Source organism: Bacillus sp. B1-WWTP-T-0.5-Post-4 (assembly GCF_009183795.1).
In the GTDB taxonomy this organism is placed as follows: Bacteria; Bacillota; Bacilli; order Bacillales; family Bacillaceae_G; genus Bacillus_A; species Bacillus_A cereus.
This window is the reverse complement of sequence record NZ_WEIJ01000001.1, coordinates 872,588-896,900: the sequence shown is the minus strand read 5'-3', so window position 1 is coordinate 896,900 and position 24,313 is coordinate 872,588. Positions and strand designations below refer to the sequence as shown.

The window sequence follows — 24,313 nt, the reverse complement described above, 5'->3', positions numbered from 1 at the left end:
AACTAAAAAATTAGGAGGCGGAAAATATGAATATTAGAGAGAGTGAACTGCCGGGTATTGGATGTAAGTTTGAAGTGATTACAAAAGGTAATGAAAAGATGGTTATCGTTATTCATGATGATGGCCGAAGAGAAATGTACCATTTTGATGCTGATCATGAAGAGAGTATTTCAAGCGTCTCTCTTCGTGATTCTGAAGCGAGACAAATTGCAGCTATATTGGGCGGAATGGTATATAGGCCACAAGCTTTAGATACGATTGAAATGGCTTTTGAGGGATTATCAATTGAGTGGTTTAAGGTGGAAAATAATGCACCAGTTGTACAAAAAACAATTGGTAGTTTACATGTTCGAAACACATATAACGTAACGATTATTGCCATTTTGAAAAAGAATATGAAGAAGTTCTTTAATCCAGGCCCAGATTCTATCATTGAAGCTGGCGATATGCTCGTATTATCAGGTGAAAGACATGAAGTGAAAAGAATTATTAATGAGTTGCTTTCAGTAGGAGGGGATTCATAATCGATGGATACTTTAATCTTTGAAGTTGGAACTGCGTTAGTATTAGTCGCTTTTGCAGCTATTCTCGCTGCAAAGTTAAAGTTCTCGATTATTCCGTTTCTTATTATACTCGGTATGCTAGTGGGGCCTCATGCCCCAGATTTAGGGCTTATCGATTTAAGATTTATTGAAAGTGGAGAAGTTATTTCCTTCCTCGGCCGTGTTGGCGTCATATTCCTCCTATTTTACTTAGGTTTAGAATTCTCAATTAAAAAATTAATTAAATCAGGAAAATCAATTGCTTTTGGGGGAACTGTTCATATATCGCTTAATTTTATATTAGGTTTACTTTACGGATATATAATGGGTTTCCCCTTATTAGAAACATTAATTATTGCTGGGATCATAACAATTTCATCGAGTGCAATTGTTGCGAAAGTAATTGTTGATTTAAGAAGATCTGGTAATAAAGAGACGGAGCTAATTTTAGGAATCATTATGTTTGATGATATTTTTTTAGCGGTATATTTATCAGTCGTTTCAGGATTAGTACTTGGAGGGGCAACATCATTTGTAGGTGCTCTTACATCTATTTTAATCGCAGTAGGTTATATGCTACTATTCTTTGTAGTTGCTAGAAAAGCTACACGGTTTTTAAATAAAATGTTAGATATTTCGTCCAATGAAATTTTTATTATTGTAATATTCGCTATTTTGTTCTTTGTAGCAGGATTTTCAGAAACGATTCATGTTGCAGAGGCAATTGGAGCATTATTACTAGGACTCGTTTTTTCTGAAACAGAGCATAGTGATCGAATTGAACAGCTTGTCGTTCCGTTTCGTGATTTCTTTGGAGCTATATTCTTTTTCAGCTTCGGTTTAAGTATAGACCCATTTTCACTTGGCGGAGCAGTGTGGTTGGCATTAGGAGCAGTTTTCATTACTCTTATCGGTAATTTTACTGCTGGAATGGTTGCGGGGCGTAAAGCTGGGTTATCGCATAAGGCTTCTACGAATATCGGTTTAACACTTGTATCACGCGGAGAATTTTCTATTATCGTCGCGAATATTGGAATTGCGGGTGGCTTAATGGCAGCGATTAAACCGTTCTCAGCTTTGTATGTTTTAATATTAGCATCGTTAGGACCTTTGTTAACGAAAGAATCTGGGAGAATATACTCGCTACTAGATAAGGTGTTTAAATGGAGTGCTAAAGAACGTGCGAAGCGAGAAAAGGAAGTTGGATAGTATAAAGAGGCTGCATGAAGTTCATGCAGCCTCTTTATACATTGTTACTGTTGTCATTTTTTGTCGGTAAGTCGATATATTTTAATAATCGCTGATATAATCCAAGAAACAATCAGTGTAATTTCATTTACCGTCGAACCATTATCTGAATTTCATCAACTATTAATCAGTTGCCTTCCTATTTAAAAACGACTACAATTTTACTGTTATATATATGAACGAAAAAAATAGAATAGGAGGGGAAACTATGCCAAGGAAAGTATGGCTATTAGTAGCTGGGATGATTATTAATGTCACGGGTGCTTCTTTTTTATGGCCTTTTAATACAATTTATTTGCATGATCACCTAGGAAAATCTTTATCTGTGGCCGGAATGGTATTAATGATCAATTCGCTTACTGGTGTAATCGGAAACTTGCTCGGCGGTGTTTTATTTGATAAATGGGGCGGTTATAAATCAACTTTAGTAGGGATTGTGATTACACTTGTATCGATTTTAGGTCTTGTGTTCTTCCACGGTTGGCCGTTATATGTTGTGTGGCTAGCGTTAATCGGCTTCGGTTCTGGAATGGTCTTCCCATCGATGTATGCGATGGTTGGTACGGTTTGGCCAGAAGGCGGAAGACGGGCATTTAATGCGATGTACGTTGGACAAAATGTTGGTATTGCGATCGGAACAGCATGTGGTGGATTAGTTGCATCGTATCGTTTTGATTATATTTTCTTAGCGAACTTTATTTTATACTTTGTTTTCTTCTTAATTGCTTTTATTGGATTCCGCGGTATGGAAGACAAGAAAGAGCCAGGAGTGCAAAAAGAAGTCGAAACGAAAAAAGGGTGGTCACTTACACCTGGATTTAAAGCACTTCTTATCGTGTGTGTAGCATATGCTTTATGCTGGGTTACATACGTACAGTGGCAAGGAGCGATTGCAACACATATGCAAGAATTGAATATTAGCCTTCGTCACTATAGTTTATTATGGACGATAAACGGAGCGATGATTGTTTGTGCGCAGCCACTTGTTAGTATGCTAATTCGTTGGATGAAGCGTTCTTTAAAACAGCAAATTATGATTGGGATTTTCATTTTTGCGGCGTCATTCATTGTGTTAAGCCAAGCGCAGCAATTTACGATGTTCCTCGTTGCGATGGTAACATTAACAATAGGTGAGTTATTTGTATGGCCTGCGGTTCCAACGATTGCAAATATACTTGCACCAAAAGATAAATTAGGGTTTTATCAAGGGGTTGTAAATAGTGCGGCGACTGTAGGGAAAATGTTCGGGCCGGTCGTTGGCGGAGCAATTGTGGATTTATACAATATGGAAGTATTGTTTATAGCAATCATGGTAATGCTTGTAGTAGCGCTTATAGCAACGAGCATTTATGATAAACGAGTAAAAGTAGAAGAAACAGTTGAAGAAAAAATTGCAGTTTAGTTTGACGGAACATGTAACATGTTTTAGAATATATTTAAATAAAACAACCTTTAGAACAAGGGAGATAGCTCGGCTGTCTTAAGATGAATTCGTTAGTTATTAAGAGTAACGATTAACCGAGAAGTCCTCGCTTTAAGTAAGCTCTTAAGAGATACTAAGTGAAGGATAGTTCACTTAACTTATATGTGTAATAACAGTGAGAAGGAGTAGTAGTAATAGAAGCTGGTTTAGAGAGTTGACGGTCGGTGCAAGTCAATCCACGTTTCGTTATGAACTCGCCTTTGAGTTGCAGTTGTGAAACTAATAGTAGCAATTGCCGTTAATCCACGTTACGGATCTAAGCGAATGTATATTTGTACATTAATTTAGGGTGGTACCGCGGGAATCTATAACCTCTCGTCCCTTTCTAGGGATGAGAGGTTTTTTGTATTTTGGGCGGTGAAAATAAATAGAATTTCAAGGAGGGTATCTCATGAGCTTTAATCATCAAGAAATTGAGAAGAAGTGGCAAGGGTACTGGGAAGAGAATAAAACATTCCGTACGCCAGATGAGACAGAAAAACCAAAATTTTATGCACTAGATATGTTCCCATATCCATCAGGTGCAGGCTTACACGTAGGACATCCAGAAGGTTATACAGCGACAGATATTTTATCTCGTATGAAGCGTATGCAAGGATATAACGTTCTTCATCCAATGGGATGGGATGCATTTGGTCTTCCAGCAGAGCAATATGCACTTGATACTGGAAACAGCCCAGCTGAATTTACAGAGCATAATATTAATACGTTCCGTAACCAAATTAAATCATTAGGTTTCTCTTACGATTGGGACCGTGAAGTAAATACAACAGATCCAAACTACTATAAGTGGACGCAATGGATCTTCCTAAAACTATTTGAAAAAGGCTTAGCTTACGTTGATGAAGTACCTGTAAACTGGTGCCCAGCACTTGGTACAGTACTTGCAAACGAAGAAATCATTGACGGTAAGAGTGAGCGTGGTGGACATCCAGTTGAGCGTCGTCCGATGAGACAGTGGATGTTAAAAATTACAGCTTATGGAGATCGTCTATTAGAAGATCTAGATGAGCTTGATTGGCCTGAAAGCTTAAAAGATATGCAACGTAACTGGATCGGTCGTTCTGAAGGTGCAGAAGTACACTTCAACATCGATGGTACAGACGAGAAATTCACAGTTTTCACAACGCGCCCTGATACATTATTTGGTGCAACATACTGTGTACTAGCTCCAGAACATGCACTTGTTGCAGAAATTACAACAGCAGAACAAAAAGAAGCGGTAGAAGCTTACATTAACGCTGTAAAAATGAAGAGTGACCTAGAGCGTACAGAACTTGCGAAAGAGAAAACTGGTGTATTCACTGGTGCTTACGCAGTTAACCCAGTAAACGGTGAGAAATTACCAATCTGGATCGCTGACTATGTTCTTGCAACTTACGGAACAGGTGCTGTAATGGCAGTTCCAGCTCACGATGAGCGTGACTATGAATTCGCATCAGTATTTAATCTTCCAATGAAGGAAGTTGTAAAAGGCGGAGATATTACGAAAGAAGTGTACACAGGTGATGGTGCACACGTAAACTCAGCATTCCTTGATGGATTAAATAAAGAAGAAGCAATCGCAAAAATGATTGAATGGCTTGAAGCAACGAGCGCAGGAAATCAAAAAGTAACGTACCGTCTACGTGACTGGTTATTCAGCCGTCAACGTTACTGGGGTGAACCAATTCCAGTAATTCACTGGGAAGATGGTACAATGACAGCTGTGAAAGAAGAGGAATTACCATTAGTTCTTCCGAAAACAGAAAACATCCGTCCTTCAGGTACAGGTGAATCACCACTTGCTAACATTGACGAGTGGGTAAATGTTGTTGATCCTGAGACTGGTAAAAAAGGTCGTCGTGAAACGAACACAATGCCGCAATGGGCTGGTAGCTGCTGGTACTACCTACGTTACATCGATCCAAACAATAGCGAAGCACTTGTAGATCCTGAAAAAGTAAAACAATGGCTTCCAGTTGATATTTATATCGGTGGTGCAGAACATGCCGTACTTCACTTACTATATGCTCGTTTCTGGCATAAAGTATTATACGATATCGGTGTAGTTCCAACGAAAGAGCCATTCCAACAATTATTCAACCAAGGTATGATTCTAGGTGAAAACAACGAGAAAATGAGTAAATCAAAAGGTAACGTTGTAAATCCTGATGATATCGTAGCAAGCCACGGTGCAGATACACTTCGTCTATACGAAATGTTCATGGGACCATTAGATGCTTCAATCGCTTGGTCTGAAAATGGTCTTGACGGAGCTCGTCGTTTCCTAGACCGCGTATGGCGTCTATTCGTTCAAGATAACGGTGAATTAAGTGAGAAAATTACTGACGCACCAAATAAAGAGCTTGAAAAAGCTTACCATCAAACAGTGAAGAAAGTAACAGAAGACTATGCAGAGCTTCGCTTCAACACAGCGATTTCTCAAATGATGGTATTCATCAACGAGGCATACAAAGCTGAAACACTTCCAAGAGAATATGTAGAAGGTTTCGTAAAAATGATTGCACCAGTTGCACCTCATATCGGGGAAGAGCTATGGAGCAAACTTGGATACAATGAAACAATCACATATGCAAGCTGGCCAACATTTGATGAGTCTAAACTTGTAGAAGATGAAGTTGAAATTGTTGTTCAAGTTATGGGTAAAGTTCGCGCAAAACTAACAATGAGTAAAGACGCATCAAAAGAAGAAATGGAACAACTTGCACTTGAAGCAATTCAAGACCAAATTGAAGGGAAAACAGTTCGTAAAGTAATTGTTGTTCCTGGAAAACTTGTTAATGTTGTTGCAAATTAATTTATTCTAAAAAAAAGCTCAGAGTATGTATACTCTGAGCTTTTTTGTGTAGAAAATAATCTCTGGATCACCCTAGTCTAAGTTTTCAATTATTCCAATACGTACAAATAAAAGAGCGGAATTCCAATACAGACAAACACCTATTTTTCTATAGGAAATATGATAAAAAAGGTAGGCTAAATTGAGTAGAAGAGGTGAAAGGAATGAAAGGGATGGACAATAATGCACCACATGGCTTTTTCGGAGGTGGATCGGATAGTTATGAACAAATGATGTTAATGGGAGGCGGACAACAAGGATATGGCGGAATTCCGAGCTGGATGGGTGGAACACCTGGAGGATTTTCCACATCAGTAGCTGGAGCACAAACTGGAATTCCAACATTAACAGGAGGATTTCCATCATCAGTAGCTGGAGTGCAAACAGGAATCCCAACATTTGTAGGCGGAGCAGCGGGAGGAGTACCAGTAGGCGTACCAACTACATTCCCATCTTTCGTTGGAGGAGTACAAACAGGATTTCCGGTACCGGGAGTAGGTGTTGTGGCAGGAGGAGTAGGTGGTTATCCACAAGGTTTTTACGGTCACCATGGCCACCACGACGGTCATCATGGCCATCATGGACATCATCACCACCAAGGTCACCATGGCCATCATGGACACCATCACCACCAAGGACACCATGGCCATCATGGACACCATCACCACCAAGGTCACCACGGTCATCATGGACATCATCAACAACAAGTACATCACCACGGCCACCATCATATACATCCGCAGGCTGTTCTTTATCAAATTCATCAAGATCAACATGGTCACCATGGCCACCACGGCCACCAAGGTCAACATGGTCATCATGGCCACCATCACCACCAAGGTCACCACGGTCATCATGGACATCATCAACAACAAGTACATCACCACGGCCATCAAGGCCACCACGGTCACCAAGGTCAACATGGTCATCAAGGTTACCAAGGCCAACAACACCAACAACACCAACAACACCAACAACACCAACAACACCAACAATACCAACAATACCAACAATACCAACAGTATCAACAACAACAATCTTCTCCTTGGACAGGTGGAATTGGAGCAGGAGGAGCGGGGGCAGCAGCAGGAGCGGCTAGTATTAGTGGAGCTGCAGGACATGCGGGACACGTGGGTCATTAATGATTGCCAGAAAAAAAGACATAATAAAAAACTGCTAGGAAATCCTAGCAGTTTTTTTCAGCTTCTTGGCGTTGACGTTCGATTTCAGCACGAAGTTGTGGTTCTGGTGCTTGCCAGCCTTCAGGTTTTAGAATTTTACCGTCACCTTCGCGGAATCGAGGTTTCCCGTCAGGGAATAGTTTTGCCATGTTTGCGTTATTTACAATTTCGAATCCTTTATCAGGACGTACGCCCATTTCGGCAAATGTTCCGAATGCAAAGTAAATAAGGTCAATTAGTGCATCGTATTGATCTTCAACAGTCGTCGCCTCTAGAAATTCTTCCAGTTCTTCCTGCATAAAACTTGCACGGATTTTTGCACGCTCTTCTGTTAATTTTGTTGGAGTATTTGTCACAGGATGTCCGAATACTTCATGCATTTTCGCAACAAGTTCGTATCCTTTATCTAAACCTTTTTCGTTTGTCATGTTGTTTCATCCTTTCTTACGTTATGCCGAAGTTTATTGTAACATAAGGTGATTGTGAAATGAAAAGAACATCTTATCGAAATAAGATGTTCGCTCGTTATTCTTCTTTTTTTATTAAAAGGGATGAAATAAGATCGATGCCAAAAATACCGACCAGTAACATTGGTATAACGACAAGTAAGTAACGTGTGAAGGAAACATTTTTTAAGTATGTATGAGCAAATAAAAAGACACCGAGAAATAAAATACCATTTAAAATAGGCTTTACTAATTTTTTAGACATAAGCTCCCCCATAAATATCTTCTCTCTCTCTAAAATAAAAACTCCTCTCTCCGTTGTATCATGCTGGAGAGAGGAGTTCAATCATTTCTCATTCAATTACACCAGAATTTGTAATATTTACGGTGTATTTTATATGAACCGGAACATCTTTATACATTTGTCTCCATTCTTCTAATTTGAATGGGCGATAATGTTGCTTATACTTTGCACCTAGCCCGAGAGGATCGACGCCTAAAGATTTAAACTGCTTAATTAATTTGGAAGCCTGTATGTCCAATTGTTTTTGGACGTTTTTTTCAATGTTTTTTGTGTTCTTGTTATTTTCCAAGTTAATTGCTTTCGATAGTTCTTGAATACGTGCATCAAGATGAACATGAATGAAAAAAGAAGGCTTTCCGTTTTTAATTTTTATATCGTAAGTTGGAACAGAACGAATATTATTAATCATGACGTACGCAGAATCTGTTTTAAATTCATGTGAATCTAATTTATGTTTCTCTAATAGTCCTTTAAATATGAACATATCTTTTTCCGCAATTTTACCGATATATTTATCTTTTTTAAAAAGGCCAATTCCGGTAATTTTTATTTTATCACCATGCTTCTTTAGAATGGGAATATAGTAGTCTTTTCCTTCTTGATAATAGCGAAATGCTCCTATATGTAGATTATCCGCTGGTAAAGGTCCGGTCTCCATGTTATGTTCTAGCAATTTTTTTATATAAATGGCAACGTTGTATGAAGTCGAATATTTGCCTTTTAAAAGTTCAGTACCATTCCCATCTAATAAAGCAGCATATAGAGCGTTCCCTATATTCACATCTCGAAGTAATGTATCGAATGAAGTAGACATTCCTTTTTTGGCAAGCCTTATTGTATATAGAGCGACACGCATTTGTCCGCTAGCAAATGGTTGAGAAGACTCTAAAGATGTGTCTGCTTTTACTTGTTTTACCGCATTTGCACTGCCTTCAAAAACTTGAACTTTATTTCCTTTTTTCTGAATGGGACAAACGAATGTCACTTTTACTTTATTATCTTTTGCGACATCAAAAACTGTTCCTTGAATAAGTTGTACATCATCGATAATATTTTTTTGTAAACATCCAATTAGACTGAAGAATGTTATACAAGAAATAAGTATTAATTTGCTTGTGCTTTTGATTTTTTCCATTTTCTTTTCACCCACACAATAATAAATAGGATTGGGATGTATACATAAATGAGCCAAAAACTAACTTTTGATACATTACTAATAAAGTTATTAATATCGTGTCTGTTTGTTAAAAGTTGCGAAACAATGAGAGTGATAAAGATAAAAGCAATTAAAACACCCCTTTGTTTTACACGAAATATTTCATGAGTTCCTCTCATTGACGCCCATAAAGGGAGGATAAAACTTGAAATAATAACGAGTGCATAGCCTGAAATTGCAATATATTCGAGTCTTTCTATAAATGGTAATTGAATGACTTGGGTCATAGAAAGTTGTGCCCATATTGTTTTTAACAATTGCTTCTCACTAAAAAATGCAAAGGCTAAAAGGGTACTAAATAGATATAGAAGATTTGAAAATAGTGCTCCAAGCTGAGCGTATTTATGAGATTGCATAGGCTTTTTCACAAATGGATACACCATGAGGTAAATCTCAAAACCGGTCATACTGTAGATTGACAGTTGAGCGGATTTTAAAATGTCTGAAAAAGAATGTGTGAATATAGGTAGTAAATTATCCCAATGTGAATATTTCAAAACGAATAAGCTTAGAAATAAATATCCTAATGTACCACCAACAGAGATGACGCAAATACCGGTAATGACACGAAATCCAGAAGAGATAATGTAATAGCTAACTAAGCATAAAAAGAGTGTTAACATAAAGGTGGAAGCGGTAGGAAACATCCATACTTGAATAATTTCAACATATGTTCGGATGACTGAAATACTAACGATTAAAAAATAAGCCATAAAGATGATGCTAATGCCATTTCCTAGCCATTTTCCAAATGTTTGCCGATGTAAATCAACTAAATTCCCATTTGTTTCTTTTAATAAGACATACATCATCCATATAATAATATGGATGAAAATTCCTGTGATTATAACGCCCATCCATCCATCGTATCCAGCGGCCTTTGCGATGATTCGAGCGAAGCCGAGAACGCCAGCACCGAACTGTGCACCGTGAATTAAGAAGAAAACGAAGATAGGAGATATTTGATATTTTTCTTGAACTTTACTCATCGAATGCACCTCATTTCTTAATCATCAAAGTCCGATCTATGTTTTGTTGAAATTCCTTTCGCTGCTTTTTTTACATGTTGTGGTCTTGCTTGTACATCTCTTGTATCAATCATTGTTAAAGGGAAACGAATCCAAGAATCTTTAACAGATTGTTGTCTTGTTGGGTAGAACAAAGCGTATGGCTTGCGTAAAGAAGTAAGTCTAAATAGATGCGTAAATAAGAAGATAAATCCAAGAGAAATCCCGAAAAGTCCTCCTATTTCTGCAAATATGAGAAATGGGAAGCGTAGTAATCGAACCGCATTACCCATTTTGTAAATAGGTGTAATAAAGGAAGCGAGTGCTGATAAGGCAACGATAATTAATAAAATATTACTCGTTAAACCAGCTTGTACAGATGCTTGCCCGATTACGATACCGCCTACAATACCGAGCGTTTGACCAACTTTCATCGGTAACCTCGCGCCAGCTTCCCTCAGCAAGTCGATTGCAAGTTCTAAAAAGAGTGCTTCAATTAAAGGCGGGAATGGTACTTGTGCTCTTGATAAAATTAAAGTTTCAAGTAAATCACTTGGAATGAGTTCATAATGATAATTTAAAACTGCAACGTATAACGGTGTAGCGCAAATTGAAAATAGAACGGCAATTAATCTTAAAATCCTTGAAAATGTAGCGTACATCCAGGAGACATTGTAGTCTTCTGGTGAAATGAAAAAATCAAAATAGGATACAGGTGTTAGTAAAACACTTGGAGAACCGTCCACAAAAATAGCGATTTTACCATCGATTAGTGCTTTTGTAACTCTATCAGTGCGTTCTGTATTGATATAGAGAGGGAAAATCGATTTTTCACCCATTAATTCTTGTAAATAAGCACTATCATTAATTTGATCATATTCAAGAGCGCGTAATGATTCCTCGAGAAAATCTACATTATCTTTTTCAGCGAGGTTGTCTAAATACATCATGACAACTTTTGTTTTGGAAAACTCGCCAATAATCATTTCTTTTGTTTGTAAATCTAAAACAGGAAGACGTTTTCGAACTAAATTAATGTTTGTATCAATATCCTCTACGAAACCTTCTTGTGGTCCGATAACAGTTGATTCGTTTAAAGGAGGGGTTGGTGCACGATAATTATCAATTGCAATGTTTGCAAGCATACATTTTTGATCTTGCTGATTCAATTGAATAATCGCATGCCCCTTTAAAACCATATCCTCAATTTTTTGTAAGTCGTTCGTAATTGTAATGCCGCTCATTGGAATATGTTCTTTCAGCTCTTCTAGTGAAGCATTAGGTCGTTCCAAAAGAGTAGGCATTAAATATTTTTGTAATTTCTCTCCATCAAGCGAAGGACGATAGTAAGAAATCCAATAAGGCATCGTTTCATCGTCGGATGTATGATAATTCACAAAATCACTAGATTTTTTCAGCTTCTCTATTAAATTTTGTAAAGAATGGATACGGTCTTTTTCTGGTTTCGTAAAATCATAAATACTATTACCTTTAGAGTTTTGTTGCTTACTTTGAGAAGGTTCATCTTGCTTAGCGTTTTGTTGTTTATCTTGAGACGAATCACCTTGTTTAGCACCTTGTTGTTTATCTTGAGAGGAATCCTCTTGTTTAGTACTTTGTTGCTTATCTTGAGAGGAATCCTCCTGTTTAGAGTTTTGTTGCTTATCCTGAGAAGAGTCATCTTGTTTAGAACTTTGCTGCTTATCCTGAGAGGAATCCTCCTGTTTAGCACTTTGCTGCTTATCCTGAGAAGAGTCATCTTGTTTAGCACTTTGCTGCTTATCCTGAGAGGAATCCTCTTGTTTAGCACCTTGTTGTTTATCTTGAGAGGAATCCTCCTGTTTAGAGTTTTGTTGCTTATCCTGAGAAGAGTCATCTTGTTTAGAACTTTGCTGCTTATCCTGAGAGGAATCCTCCTGTTTAGAACTTTGCTGCTTATCCTGAGAAGAGTCATCTTGTTTAGCACTTTGCTGCTTATCCTGAGAGGAATCCTCTTGTTTAGCACTTTGTTGCTTATCTTGAGAGGAATCCTCCTGTTTAGCGCTTTGTTGCTTATCCTGAGAGGAATCCTCTTGTTTAGCACTTTGTTGCTTATTCTGAGAAGAATCTTTTTGCTCGTTATTTTTACCTTTATTATGTTTCATACTTCTAGTCTGTTCTTTGTTATCATCCTCTGCATTGTTAGAATGCTGCTCCTGATTATCTGTTTCGTTTGCTTCTAGTTTATTTGATTTTTTTTTCTTACGTAGCCAATTCCAAATCATGTGTATGCCCTCTTTAATCTTGTAATATAGTGCTATTTTGTGGCTAATTTTGTATATTATTCATTTATTTATGAAAAGAAGAAGGAGATTAGTTTGCATAGAAAAAAATCTTTAGTAAGCAGTTCATACTATAACGGGGAGAGGAAGAGTCTGTGCAAATTGTAAAAAAGGAGAAGTTTGTTTTAAAAGAGTTTACGTTTGAAAATGGCAGGGAAATTCCTGTTCAAATGGGATACGAGACATATGGCACTTTAAATAGAGAAAGGTCAAATGTGATTTTGGTTTGTCATTATTTTAGTGCAACAAGTCATGCGGCAGGAAAATATACAGTGCATGATGAGGAGTCTGGTTGGTGGGATGGGCTCATTGGAGCTGGAAAAGCAATTGATACAAATAAGTATTTTGTTATATGTACAGATAATCTTTGTAATGTGCAGGTGAGAAATCCATATGTGATTACAACAGGACCGAAATCGATTAATCCAGAAACTGGAGAAGAATATGCTATGGATTTTCCGGTTTTTACATTTCTTGATGTAGCTCGTATGCAATATGAGTTAATAAAAGGTATGGGAATTTCAAGGTTACACGCTGTAATTGGACCGTCGGCAGGGGGAATGATTGCACAACAATGGGCGGTTCACTATCCACATATGGTAGAGCGGATGATTGGCGTTATTACGAACCCACAAAATCCAATTATTACGTCAGTAAATGTAGCGCAAAATGCGATTGAAGCAATTCAACTGGATCCAAGTTGGAAAGATGGAAAATATGGAGAAGAGCAGCCGATAAAGGGGCTTCATTTAGCAAATAGAATGATGTTTATGAACGCGTTTGATGAGTATTTTTATGAAATGGCATTTCCTCGTAACAGTATAGAGGTAGAACCTTATGAAAAGTTTTCTACACTAACATCATTTGAAAAAGAAATAAATAAAGCGACATATACAAGTATAGAGTTAGTAGATGCAAATTCATGGATGTATACTGCAAAGGCAGTTTTATTGCATGATATTGCACATGGGTTTTCTTCACTAGAAGAATCTCTTTCTAACATAGAAGCGAATGTACTTATGATTCCATGTAAACAAGATTTGCTTCAGCCGTCTCGTTACAACTATAAAATGGTAGATATTTTGCAAAAACAAGGGAAGTATGCGGAAGTGTATGAGATAGAAAGTATAAATGGGCATATGGCGGGAGCATTTGATATTCATTTATTTGAAAAGAAAGTTTATGAATTTTTAAATCGGAAAGTATCTAGTTTTGTTTAGAAGACAAATGATGGGGAAAAGGTGCAATGTTTGTAGTAGGCACCTTTTTTCACATGATTTGTAGACGGAAAATATATGTGGCAATTGCTATACCGAAGAATGCGATACTAAGCAATAGAAATAAGAATGACATTTCTTGGGGTGATTTTATTTTTTTAGTATTTTTCATACTAAGAGTAATAATTGCAGCGATTAAGAAAATGATGCCCATTATGAAAAGGGAAAGTGTCATTTTCATTGGCTCCTTTCATAAGACAAGTATATTGAGGATACAATGCAAGAGTTATGTTTGTAAAGAATAAGTTTTGCGAGAAAATTGAGAAATAGTTTTTCGATTCTTTGCGTTCTTTCTTTTGCGTGCTAAAATTGGTAGAGAATGTTTGTGAAAAAGAAACTAAAGGTTTTATTGTATATAAGGAGGAACTACATATGACAGAAGTTAAAACAATTACTACAGAAGAGGTACAAGAGCGTTTAGAAAATGGAGAAACGTTATTTCTAGTAGACGTAAGAGAAGATGAAGAAGTAGCGGCAGGAAAGATTCCAGAAGCTGTACATATTAAAATGGGCGATATCCCACATAAAGTAGATTTCTTTAATAAAGAGAATGAATATATCTTTATTTGTCGTTCAGGAATGCGCAGTGAAAATGTATGTCATTATTTAAATGAGCAAGGGTTTAAAACAGTGAACATGGTTGGCGGTATGCTTCAATATGAAGGTGAAACGAAATAGTTAATAGTTAAAAACTTGAAACGAGTCTGTTTCAAGTTTTTTTCTTTTGCATACAGTATAAAAAAGGAGGAGGGGGAAATGGGAATTAATTTGCGTAAAGTGAAAATTATTAATAATACAGGCGCTGTTAATGTCGGTGACTGTTATGATATCTCGCCTTTAGCTGTGGCAAAAGTATATGCAGGTGCTGGAGGATCGAGTGCGGCTATTTTTTTAAATGGAAAAAGGCAGCCAGAAGCGGTGATTAGAACATCGGTATTTCTTCCGCCTTTGGCAACAAGTACACGTACGTTAGGTTCATAAAGGAAAGGTAGAGTGTAATTATGCCTGCGCATATAAAAGAATTTGTTATTGTTAATAATACTGGAAATATATTTACCGGTGATAATTTGAGTGATACTTCATTTACTGCTTCGAAATCATATAGTGGTTCGATGGGATGCACTTGGATTGATGTTGTTACAGTAATAGGGACGGAGACAAAGCTTTGTTTACAACCAGGAGATTCTGTCACAACAACATATACAAGAGGCACTCCTGCTGGTACTGTAACAGGAACAAATATGGGGCAAAGTGTAAATGCATCGGGTATAGCACAAGCTGTCCCTAATACAGATAATATGGATTCAATTGCAGGACTCCCTTAAGGCATTAAGGGAGTTTTTATTATTTAAAATAAAAATAGTCTTGGAAATTATTTTTGTAAATAGATTAAGAAGAGGCTTATTTATTATGAAAAAGACGGTTTGTAGGTGGTGAAAGTGTGAAGAATCGTGATAATAATCGGAAGCAAAATTCGTTAAGCTCTAATTTTAGAATTCCACCCGAACTTATTGGGCCTACTTTCCCCCCTGTTCCAACTGGATTTACAGGTATAGGGATTACTGGTCCAACTGGTCCACAAGGCCCAACAGGACCTCAAGGACCAAGAGGATTACAAGGTCCGATGGGGGAGATGGGCCCGACAGGACCTCAAGGTGTGCAAGGGATACAAGGATCAGTTGGGCCAATAGGTGCAACTGGACCAGAAGGACAGCAGGGGCCACAAGGATTGAGAGGACCACAAGGAGAAACTGGAGCGACAGGACCTCAAGGTGTGCAAGGGTTACAAGGTCCGATTGGTCCAACGGGAGCGACTGGGGCACAAGGTATACAGGGGATACAGGGATTACAGGGGCCAATTGGAGCGACGGGACCTGAGGGACCTCAAGGAATTCAAGGCGTCCAAGGGTTACCGGGTGCAACTGGTCCACAAGGAATACAAGGAGCACAAGGGATACAAGGAACACAAGGACCGAGTGGAAATACAGGTGCAACCGGAGCGACTGGAGCAACTGGTCAAGGAATAACAGGACCGACTGGAATAACAGGTCCAACTGGAATAACTGGACCATCTGGAGGACCTCCTGGTCCGACAGGGCCAACTGGTGCGACAGGTCCGGGTGGCGGACCGAGTGGAAGTACAGGTGCGACTGGAGCAACGGGGAGTACTGGGGCTACAGGAAGTACAGGGGTAACAGGAGCAACGGGAACTACAGGTCCGACTGGAAGTACGGGAGCACAGGGCTTGCAAGGAATACAAGGAATTCAAGGGCCAATTGGCCCAACAGGTTCAGAAGGACCGCAGGGGATTCAAGGTATTCCTGGTCCGACGGGAGTAACTGGTGAACAAGGAATTCAAGGAGTTCAAGGTATTCAAGGGATAACGGGAGCAACAGGAGATCAAGGTCCGCAAGGGATACAGGGGGCTATAGGTCCTCAAGGGGCCACAGGAGCAACAGGAGATCAAGGTCCACAAGGAATACAAGGAGTACCAGGGCCATCAGGAGCAACAGGACCACAAGGAGTTCAAGGGATACAAGGTCCAATGGGCGATATAGGACCAACAGGTCCAGAAGGCCCAGAGGGACTTCAGGGCCCGCAAGGAATACAAGGAGTACCGGGGCCAGCTGGAGTAACGGGTCCAGAGGGGCCACAGGGGATACAAGGAATTCAAGGACCGGTAGGAGCAACAGGCTCACAAGGTCCCCAAGGAATTCAGGGAATTCAAGGTGTGCAAGGGATAACGGGAGCAACAGGAGTACAAGGAGCAACTGGAATTCAAGGTATACAAGGAGAAATAGGAGCAACGGGTCCAGAGGGTCCCCAAGGAGTGCAAGGTGCTCAAGGGGCGATTGGTCCAACAGGTCCGATGGGGCCACAAGGAGTGCAAGGAGTACAAGGAATTCAAGGAGCGACGGGTGCACAAGGAGTGCAAGGTCCACAAGGAATTCAAGGAATCCAAGGTCCGACGGGGGCAACAGGAGATATGGGAGCAACTGGGGCGACAGGGGAAGGCACTACAGGCCCAACAGGAGTAACTGGTCCAACAGGGGTAACAGGCCCGTCTGGAGGACCAGCAGGACCGACCGGCCCAACGGGGCCATCAGGTCCGGCGGGAGTAACTGGTCCATCTGGTGGACCACCTGGCCCGACAGGAGCAACCGGGGCGACAGGAGTAACAGGAGATACTGGGGCGACAGGCTCAACTGGAGTGACAGGAGCGACAGGAGAAACGGGAGCAACCGGAGTGACGGGCTTGCAAGGTCCGCAAGGAATCCAAGGTGTGCAGGGAGAGATAGGTCCAACAGGGCCACAAGGTGTTCAAGGTCCCCAAGGAATTCAAGGAGTAACGGGGGCCACAGGAGATCAAGGTCCGCAAGGTATTCAAGGCCCACAAGGCGACATAGGTCCAACCGGCCCACAAGGAATTCAAGGCCCACAAGGTTCTCAAGGAATCCAAGGAGCGACAGGGGGAACAGGAGCACAAGGCCCACAGGGAATCCAAGGTCCGCAAGGTGACATAGGTCCGACTGGGTCACAAGGTCCAACTGGAATCCAAGGGATACAAGGAGAGATAGGTCCAACCGGCCCAGAAGGCCCAGAGGGACTGCAGGGCCCGCAAGGAATACAAGGTGTTCAAGGGCCAGTTGGAGCAACGGGTCCAGAGGGTCCTCAGGGAATACAAGGCATTCAAGGAGTGCAAGGAGCAACCGGCCCACAAGGTCCACAAGGAATACAGGGAATACAAGGTGTGCAAGGGATAACGGGAGCAACTGGAGCACAAGGAACAACTGGAATTCAAGGGATACAAGGGGAAATAGGAGCAACAGGTCCAGAGGGGCCCCAAGGAGTGCAAGGTATACAAGGGGCGATTGGTCCAACAGGTCCGATGGGCGCACAAGGAGTGCAAGGTATACAAGGGATTCAAGGAGCAACAGGAGCACAAGGAGTGCAGGGACCACAAGGAATTCAAGGAGTGCAAGGTTCGACGGGAGCAACAGGAGAAACGGGATCAACCGGAGCGACGGGAGAAGGATCAACCGGTCCAACAGGAGTAACCGGTCCAACAGGGGTGACAGGCCCGTCAGGAGGCCCAGCAGGACCGACCGGCCCAACGGGGCCATCAGGTCCGGCAGGAGTGACAGGTCCATCAGGTGGACCACCTGGCCCGACAGGAGCAACAGGTGCGACAGGAGTAACAGGAGATACCGGGGCGACAGGCTCAACTGGAGTGACAGGAGCAACAGGAGCAACGGGAGCAACCGGAGTGACGGGTTTACAGGGTCCACAAGGAATCCAAGGTGTTCAAGGAGAGATAGGTCCAACCGGTCCACAGGGTATTCAAGGTCCACAAGGAATACAAGGAGTAACGGGGGCAACTGGAGCACAAGGTCCCCAAGGAATTCAAGGCCCACAAGGCGACATAGGTCCAACCGGCCCACAAGGAATTCAAGGTCCACAAGGTCCTCAAGGAATCCAAGGAACGACGGGGGCAACCGGAGCACAAGGCCCACAGGGAATCCAAGGTCCGCAAGGTGACATAGGTCCGACCGGCCCACAAGGCCCACAAGGAATTCAAGGCCCGCAAGGAATTCAAGGTCCAACGGGAGCTACAGGAGCAACCGGAGCGACAGGTCCACAAGGGATTCAAGGTCCACAAGGAATTCAAGGCCCGCAAGGAATTCAAGGTCCAACGGGAGTTACAGGAGCAACCGGAGCGACAGGTCCACAAGGAATTCAAGGTCCACAAGGAATTCAAGGCCCGCAAGGAATTCAAGGTCCAACGGGAGCTACAGGAGCAACCGGAGCGACAGGTCCACAAGGAATTCAAGGCTCGCAAGGAATTCAAGGTCCAACGGGAGCTACAGGAGCAACCGGTTCACAAGGTCCAACTGGAGATACAGGTCCAACCGGAGCTGGAGCCACTGGAGCGACCGGGGCGACTGGAGTTAGTACAACTGCAACGTATGCGTTTGCGAATAATACATCAGGAACCGCTATTTCCGTTTTATTAGGGGGTACGAACGTACCGTTACCGAACAATCAAAATATTGGCCCAGGAATAACCGTTAGTGGTGGAAATACTGTATTTACAGTTGCGAATGCAGGAAACTATTATATAGCCTATACAATTAATTTAACGGCAGGTTTACTTGTAAGTTCTCGTATAACTGTAAATGGCAGTCCGCTTGCGGGAACGATAAATGCCCCGACAGTGGCTACTGGTTCATTTAGTGCAACAATAATCGCTAACTTGCCTGCTGGAGCTGCTGTTAGCTTACAGTTATTTGGAGTAGTTGCAGTAGCTACATTATCTACAGCAACGCCAGGGGCTACCCTAACTATTATTAGATTAAGTTAATAAGCAGAAAACCTTGAAACTTTTATGTTTCAAGGTTTTTTTATCTTTGTATTTGTAAGTAAACCTCGTTAACCAGGGGAGTGGCTCCCCTCTAATTATTTAAAGTTTCACTTTATTCTCTTGAGCAAAAACATCGCAGTTCGAAAATATATTATAATAGAATGAAAAGAAAGAAATTTGGCAGAAAGGGAGGGTGGCGATGCAGGAGATGGTTAAAGATTTTTTTGGACGCCCACTTCAAGATTTACGTATATCTGTCATTGATCGTTGCAATTTTAGATGTACATATTGTATGCCAGCGGAAATATTTGGGCCAGATTATGCTTTTTTGAAAGATGAGTTTTTACTAACCTTTGATGAAATTGAGCGTTTGGCAAAATTATTTGTTAACATCGGTGTACGAAAAATTAGAATTACTGGCGGTGAGCCACTACTTCGTAAAGATTTAACAAAACTTATTGCACGTCTTGTGAAAATTGATGGGCTAATAGATATAGGGTTAACGACAAATGCTGTACATTTAACGAAACAAGCGAAGGCATTAAAAGAAGCTGGATTACATAGAGTGAATGTTAGTTTAGATGCAATAGATGACGACATATTTAAGAATATTAATGGTCGAAATATTAATACAAAACCGGTAATTAAGGGAATTATAGCAGCTAAAGAGGCGGGGCTGGAAGTAAAGGTAAATATGGTTGTAAAAAAAGGGGTGAACGATCATCAAGTACTTCCGATGGCTGCGTATTTTAAAGAGCAAGGAATCACGCTTCGGTTTATTGAGTTTATGGATGTTGGTAGTACAAATGGGTGGAATTTTGATCAAGTCGTTACAAAACGAGAATTGATTGAGATGATTCATAAGATGTATCCACTTGAGCCAGCCGAAGCGCATTACTTTGGTGAAGTTGCGAAGCGATATCGGTACGTTGGAACAAATGTTGAAGTTGGTTTTATTACATCTGTTTCTGAGTCATTTTGTGTCTCTTGTACGAGGGCGAGAATTTCGGCAGATGGAAAGTTTTATACGTGCTTATTTGCGACAGAGGGTTTGGATGTAAGAGAACTTCTTAGAGGAAATCTTTCGGATGAGGAGTTATTAAGTGTTATACAAGATGTATGGATGAATAGAAAAGATAGGTATTCGGATGAACGAACAGAAGAAAGTGCAAAAAATCGTCCGAAAATCGAAATGTCTTATATAGGAGGATAAGAAAGGGGGCTATCGCATGCAGGAGCGATATTCAAGACAAATATTATTTTCTGGTGTTGGAGAAGATGGACAGAGAAAAATAAGAGAGAAGCATGTGCTTATTATTGGTGCTGGTGCTCTCGGTGCGGCAAATGCAGAAGCGATTGTTAGAGCGGGTGTTGGAAAAGTAACGATTGCTGATCGTGATTATGTAGAATGGAGTAATTTACAAAGACAACAACTATATACAGAAGAAGATGCAAAGCAGTATAAACCGAAGGCGGTAGCGGCAGCAGAGCATTTAAGAGCAATTAATTCTGAGGTGGAAATAACTCCTGTTGTGACGGATGTAACGGTGCAAGAAATGGAAGAATTAGTGAATGATGTAGATTTAATATTAGATGCGACAGATAATTTTGAAACGCGTCTTCTTATTAATGATATTTCACAAAAGTATAATATTCCGTGGATATATGGTGGGTGTGTCGGAAGCTACGGAGTAACGTATACAATTTTACCAGGGAAAACACCGTGTTTTCGCTGTTTAATGGAGCATCCAGCGAGCGGTGCAACATGTGACACAGCTGGTATTATACAACCGGCAGTACAATTAGTAGTTGCGCATCAAATTACGGAAGCGCTGAAAATATTAGTAGAAGACTTTGGTGCGCTTCGTGAAACGATGTTATCGTTTGATCTTTGGAATAATCAACAGATGGCATTTAAAGTGAATAGGCAGAAAAAAGATACTTGTTTATCTTGCGGAAGGTTACGTACATATCCGAGTTTAACATTTGAAGGACAAACGAAAACAGAAGTGTTATGTGGGCGGAATACAGTACAAATTCGCCCGGGTGTGCGGAAGAATTTTAATTTAGAAGAAATTAAAAAACGCTTACAAAGAAGCGTAGAGATAAAGGCGACACCTTATTTATTATCATTTCCGGTAGAAGAATATCGTTTTGTTTTATTTACAGATGGCAGGGCGTTCATTCATGGGACGAATGATATGAATGTAGCGAAAAGTTTATATGCAAGATATATAGGTTGAACCTAAAGGAAACCCTTTAGGCTCAACGGAGAGAGGATTATGAATTTCTCGTATAATCTCCACTTTTTCCACCTGTTTTTTCAAGTAAGTACGTTTCGCCGATAATCATACCTTTATCGACAGCTTTACACATATCATACACAGTAAGAGCGGTAGCGGAAGCAGCTGTTAAAGCTTCCATTTCAACACCGGTGCTACCTTCTGTTTTAACTTTTACTTCAATGAGTAAACGATATTGTTCTTCTGATTGTTTCCAATCGAAAGAAACGTCAACACCTTTTAATAATAAAGGGTGGCACATTGGGATAATATCAGAAGTACGTTTCGCGGCCATAATGCCTGCGATTTGCGCAACTGCTAATACGTCACCTTTCCCAATTTCATTGTGAGAGATTTTATCGTAAATTTCTTTCGTAACGACAATGCTAGAGCACGCGATTGCTGTTCGAACGGTTGCTTTTTTGTCGCTTATATCAACCATTTTTGCGCGTCCTTGGTCATTGAAATGTGTAAATGAAGACATGGAATTCCTCCTTGAAGTAATTTCTATTGAATATATAAAGTTTAATCGAGATAAAAAAATTTGCAAATATGAGGTGAGAAACGATGGTAGAAAAACGAATTCCAATTCAAGTTGCTAAGGCAGTAGAACGGGTAATGAAATATGCGAAGCATGGTGAAGTAGAAGAAATTTCTATTACGGAAAGTTACGGGAGAATTCTCGGGGAAGATGTTGTCTCAGATCATGACGTTCCTCATTTTGATCGTTCCCCTTACGATGGTTTCGCCATTCGAGCAGAAGATACGAAAGAAGCAACTCAAGAGAATCCAGTTGAATTTGAAGTAATAGGAGAAATCGGGGCGGGTTCCGTTTTTTTAGAGGAAGTAGGAGCTTTTGAAGCAATTCGCATTATGACAGGAGCAGCTATTCCAGAAGATTGCAATGCAGTCGTAATGCTAGAGCTGACAGAAGGGTTTGAGAAGAACGGGAAAACATATATGAAGTTAAAACGCCCTTTTAATAACGGTGACAATGTGTCGTTTAAAGGAGAAGATATAAAACAAAATCAAGTTCTCGTTAAGAAAGGTGTTGCAATTAATCCAGGTGTTGCGGCCTTACTAGCAACGTTTGGATATAGCACGGTGAAAGTTGTAAAACAGCCTGTTGTCGGTATTGTAACGACAGGAAGTGAATTATTAGAAGTACATGAGCCGTTAGAACCGGGGAAAATTAGAAATAGTAACTCGTATATGATCGCAGCTCAAATTATGAAAGCTGGCGGGAAAGTTCGTTATTATGGTCAACTCGCGGATGAGTTAGATGCATGTTTTACAGCTGTTCAATCAGCGATCGATGAGGTCGACATTTTAATTACAACAGGCGGTGTATCAGTAGGAGATTATGACTACTTACCAGCTATTTATGAAAGATTACAGGCAAATGTACTCTTTAATAAGATAGCCATGAGGCCCGGAAGTGTAACGACAGTAGCTGAAGTTGATGGAAAGTTACTCTTTGGTTTATCAGGAAATCCGTCTGCTTGTTATGTAGGCTTTGAATTATTTGTGCATCCAATTATAAAAACGTATTTGTATGCGAAGGAACCTCACGTATATAGAGCGGATGCTATTTTACAAAAAGATTTTCCGAAGCCAAATCCATTTACTCGTTTCGTAAGAGCGAACGTAACAATTGTGGATGGGGCGTTACAAGCGATGCCGGTTGGTTTAGATAAATCGAGTGCGGTATCTTCACTTGCAGATGCGAATGCTTTTATCGTGTTACCCGGAGGAACGAGAGGATTTGAGACCGGAATGAAAGTATCCGTATTATTGTTAGAGCACTCTGAGGGATGTGAGTGGCCATGGGCGAAGCCCCTTCAATCTTACAAATAGTAGGGTATCAAAATAGCGGAAAAACGACACTTGTAGAGAAAATTGTGCATGCATTAGCCGAAAGCGAAATGAAAGTTGCTACAATTAAACATCACGGGCACGGAGGTTTTCCAGAAGTAGCGCAAAAAGATAGCGAAAGACACCGTAAAGCTGGTGCTGTCGTAAGTAGTGTAGAAGGTGCTGGATTACTTTCACTTTCTTCACTAAGAAAGAAATGGTCCTTGCAAGAAATTATTCGCTTATATGAGTTTTTTAAAGTGGATACAATTTTAATAGAGGGCTATAAAAAAGAGAACTACCCGAAAGTAGTGTTACTTCGTTCTGCGGAAGATGCTGAGCTTTTACATAAAGTAGAAAATATAGTGGCGGTTATTACGTGGTATGATGTCCCAGTAAATATACGAGAAGAATATAAAGTATTTCATATAACAGAAGAAGAGTTGTACATAGACTGGTTTTTACAAACGGTTAGGAGTGCGAAATGACAAATACATATTATGAAGTAATTGATACAGAAATCTCGATTGAAGAGGTAACGAAGAAAGTAATTCGACGTGAATGCGGTGCTGTTACAACATTTATTGGAACGGTTAGAGAGTTTACGAAAGGGCGTCGTACATTATACTTAGAATATGTCGCTTATAAAACGATGGCAGAAAAGATGCTAGAGAAAATCGGCCTGGAAGTGAAAGAGAAATGGCCGGGTACATATGTTGCGATTACACATCGCATCGGTACGTTGCAAATTTCTGATATAGCGGTTGTTGTTGCTGTTTCAACACCACACCGTAAAGCGGCTTATGAAGCGAACGAATATATTATGGAACGCATAAAACAAATTGTTCCGATTTGGAAAAAGGAGTTTTGGGAAGATGGTGACTCATGGATTGGTGATCAATTAGAAAAAACACCATATCCGGCGGGAGAGCCTGGGAAGGAGCTATAAGT

General features: G+C 40.3%; 22 protein-coding genes and 1 other annotated feature. Of the genes, 15 read left to right on the top strand and 7 right to left on the bottom strand.

Features of this window, described 5'->3' with window-relative positions; all coding sequences use genetic code 11:
• The first annotated feature begins 26 nt into the window (after nucleotides 1–26).
• From GBN91_RS04810 to GBN91_RS04790, 5 genes are all read left to right on the top strand, one after another.
• The gene (locus tag GBN91_RS04810; RefSeq protein WP_001026053.1) at nucleotides 27–524 is read left to right on the top strand and encodes a cation:proton antiporter regulatory subunit; all 498 of its coding nucleotides are present in this window, start codon (nucleotides 27–29) and stop codon (nucleotides 522–524) included.
• Between the two features lie 3 nt (nucleotides 525–527).
• Entirely contained in the window at nucleotides 528–1,751 is a 1,224-nt protein-coding gene (locus GBN91_RS04805; RefSeq protein ID WP_048558784.1) for a cation:proton antiporter, read from the top strand.
• A 247-nt stretch (nucleotides 1,752–1,998) separates the two neighbouring features.
• Complete coding sequence (locus GBN91_RS04800) at nucleotides 1,999–3,192, top strand: MDR family MFS transporter (protein ID WP_001137561.1); 1,194 nt, start codon at nucleotides 1,999–2,001, stop codon at nucleotides 3,190–3,192.
• Nucleotides 3,193–3,379: 187 nt separating this feature from the next.
• Nucleotides 3,380–3,599 (top strand) — a binding site (T-box leader).
• 65 nt (nucleotides 3,600–3,664) lie between these two features.
• The gene (gene leuS, locus GBN91_RS04795) at nucleotides 3,665–6,073 is read left to right on the top strand and encodes a leucine--tRNA ligase (RefSeq protein ID WP_102955983.1); all 2,409 of its coding nucleotides are present in this window, start codon (nucleotides 3,665–3,667) and stop codon (nucleotides 6,071–6,073) included.
• A gap of 203 nt (nucleotides 6,074–6,276) precedes the next feature.
• On the top strand, nucleotides 6,277–7,254 hold the full coding sequence (locus GBN91_RS04790) for a hypothetical protein (RefSeq protein WP_152121280.1): 978 nt from the start codon (nucleotides 6,277–6,279) through the stop codon (nucleotides 7,252–7,254).
• Between the two features lie 44 nt (nucleotides 7,255–7,298).
• On the opposite strand, the gene GBN91_RS04785 is transcribed toward GBN91_RS04790, so the two are convergent.
• From GBN91_RS04785 to GBN91_RS04765, 5 genes are all read right to left on the bottom strand, one after another.
• Nucleotides 7,299–7,721 carry a pyrophosphohydrolase domain-containing protein gene (locus tag GBN91_RS04785; RefSeq protein ID WP_000180554.1) on the bottom strand — a complete coding sequence of 141 codons (423 nt, stop codon included), beginning with the start codon at nucleotides 7,719–7,721 and terminating at the stop codon, nucleotides 7,299–7,301.
• A 97-nt stretch (nucleotides 7,722–7,818) separates the two neighbouring features.
• Nucleotides 7,819–8,004 carry a hypothetical protein gene (locus tag GBN91_RS04780; RefSeq protein ID WP_000038781.1) on the bottom strand — a complete coding sequence of 62 codons (186 nt, stop codon included), beginning with the start codon at nucleotides 8,002–8,004 and terminating at the stop codon, nucleotides 7,819–7,821.
• An 88-nt stretch (nucleotides 8,005–8,092) separates the two neighbouring features.
• The gene (gene gerHC, locus GBN91_RS04775) at nucleotides 8,093–9,178 is read right to left on the bottom strand and encodes a spore germination protein GerHC (RefSeq protein ID WP_006924870.1); all 1,086 of its coding nucleotides are present in this window, start codon (nucleotides 9,176–9,178) and stop codon (nucleotides 8,093–8,095) included.
• Nucleotides 9,148–10,248, bottom strand: coding sequence for a spore germination protein (locus GBN91_RS04770; protein ID WP_006924871.1), 1,101 nt, complete (start codon nucleotides 10,246–10,248; stop codon nucleotides 9,148–9,150). The genes gerHC and GBN91_RS04770 overlap by 31 nt, the downstream gene beginning before the upstream one ends.
• Before the next feature lie 17 nt (nucleotides 10,249–10,265).
• Nucleotides 10,266–12,530: a spore germination protein gene (locus GBN91_RS04765; RefSeq protein WP_152121279.1), complete on the bottom strand. Its 2,265-nt coding sequence runs from the start codon at nucleotides 12,528–12,530 to the stop codon at nucleotides 10,266–10,268.
• Between the two features lie 152 nt (nucleotides 12,531–12,682).
• Between GBN91_RS04765 and GBN91_RS04760 the strand changes: the two genes are divergently transcribed.
• On the top strand, nucleotides 12,683–13,807 hold the full coding sequence (locus GBN91_RS04760; protein ID WP_006924874.1) for a homoserine O-acetyltransferase family protein: 1,125 nt from the start codon (nucleotides 12,683–12,685) through the stop codon (nucleotides 13,805–13,807).
• 49 nt (nucleotides 13,808–13,856) lie between these two features.
• On the opposite strand, the gene GBN91_RS04755 is transcribed toward GBN91_RS04760, so the two are convergent.
• Nucleotides 13,857–14,039 (bottom strand): hypothetical protein, encoded by a 183-nt coding sequence (locus GBN91_RS04755; RefSeq protein ID WP_000175905.1) that lies wholly within the window; start codon nucleotides 14,037–14,039, stop codon nucleotides 13,857–13,859.
• Between the two features lie 197 nt (nucleotides 14,040–14,236).
• Between GBN91_RS04755 and GBN91_RS04750 the strand changes: the two genes are divergently transcribed.
• From GBN91_RS04750 to GBN91_RS04720, 6 genes are all read left to right on the top strand, one after another.
• Nucleotides 14,237–14,542: a rhodanese-like domain-containing protein gene (locus GBN91_RS04750; RefSeq protein ID WP_000141207.1), complete on the top strand. Its 306-nt coding sequence runs from the start codon at nucleotides 14,237–14,239 to the stop codon at nucleotides 14,540–14,542.
• Nucleotides 14,543–14,620: 78 nt separating this feature from the next.
• Nucleotides 14,621–14,845, top strand: a complete 225-nt coding sequence (locus GBN91_RS04745; RefSeq protein ID WP_000512463.1) for a spore germination protein — start codon at nucleotides 14,621–14,623, stop codon at nucleotides 14,843–14,845.
• Between the two features lie 20 nt (nucleotides 14,846–14,865).
• Entirely contained in the window at nucleotides 14,866–15,189 is a 324-nt protein-coding gene (locus GBN91_RS04740; RefSeq protein WP_001110852.1) for a hypothetical protein, read from the top strand.
• Nucleotides 15,190–15,305: 116 nt separating this feature from the next.
• Complete coding sequence (locus GBN91_RS04735; RefSeq protein ID WP_152121278.1) at nucleotides 15,306–19,226, top strand: BclA-related collagen-like exosporium protein; 3,921 nt, start codon at nucleotides 15,306–15,308, stop codon at nucleotides 19,224–19,226.
• Between the two features lie 199 nt (nucleotides 19,227–19,425).
• Complete coding sequence (gene moaA / locus GBN91_RS04725; protein WP_152121277.1) at nucleotides 19,426–20,439, top strand: GTP 3',8-cyclase MoaA; 1,014 nt, start codon at nucleotides 19,426–19,428, stop codon at nucleotides 20,437–20,439.
• 16 nt (nucleotides 20,440–20,455) lie between these two features.
• The gene (locus GBN91_RS04720; protein ID WP_102955988.1) at nucleotides 20,456–21,469 is read left to right on the top strand and encodes a molybdopterin-synthase adenylyltransferase MoeB; all 1,014 of its coding nucleotides are present in this window, start codon (nucleotides 20,456–20,458) and stop codon (nucleotides 21,467–21,469) included.
• A gap of 37 nt (nucleotides 21,470–21,506) precedes the next feature.
• Here the strand turns inward: GBN91_RS04720 and moaC are convergent, their stop codons facing one another.
• On the bottom strand, nucleotides 21,507–21,992 hold the full coding sequence (gene moaC, locus GBN91_RS04715) for a cyclic pyranopterin monophosphate synthase MoaC (RefSeq protein ID WP_000094146.1): 486 nt from the start codon (nucleotides 21,990–21,992) through the stop codon (nucleotides 21,507–21,509).
• An 83-nt stretch (nucleotides 21,993–22,075) separates the two neighbouring features.
• On the opposite strand from moaC, the gene moeA reads away from it, so the two are divergent.
• From moeA to moaE, 3 genes are read left to right on the top strand one after another with little or no spacing between them, the layout of a single operon-like run.
• Nucleotides 22,076–23,365: a molybdopterin molybdotransferase MoeA gene (gene moeA / locus GBN91_RS04710; RefSeq protein ID WP_000229713.1), complete on the top strand. Its 1,290-nt coding sequence runs from the start codon at nucleotides 22,076–22,078 to the stop codon at nucleotides 23,363–23,365.
• A complete protein-coding gene (gene mobB / locus GBN91_RS04705) occupies nucleotides 23,335–23,850 on the top strand; it encodes a molybdopterin-guanine dinucleotide biosynthesis protein B (protein WP_000503325.1) in 516 nt (171 codons plus the stop codon). Before moeA ends, mobB begins: the two co-directional genes overlap by 31 nt.
• Nucleotides 23,847–24,311 carry a molybdopterin synthase catalytic subunit MoaE gene (gene moaE / locus GBN91_RS04700; protein WP_000185943.1) on the top strand — a complete coding sequence of 155 codons (465 nt, stop codon included), beginning with the start codon at nucleotides 23,847–23,849 and terminating at the stop codon, nucleotides 24,309–24,311. Before mobB ends, moaE begins: the two co-directional genes overlap by 4 nt.
• Nucleotides 24,312–24,313: the final 2 nt, after the last annotated feature.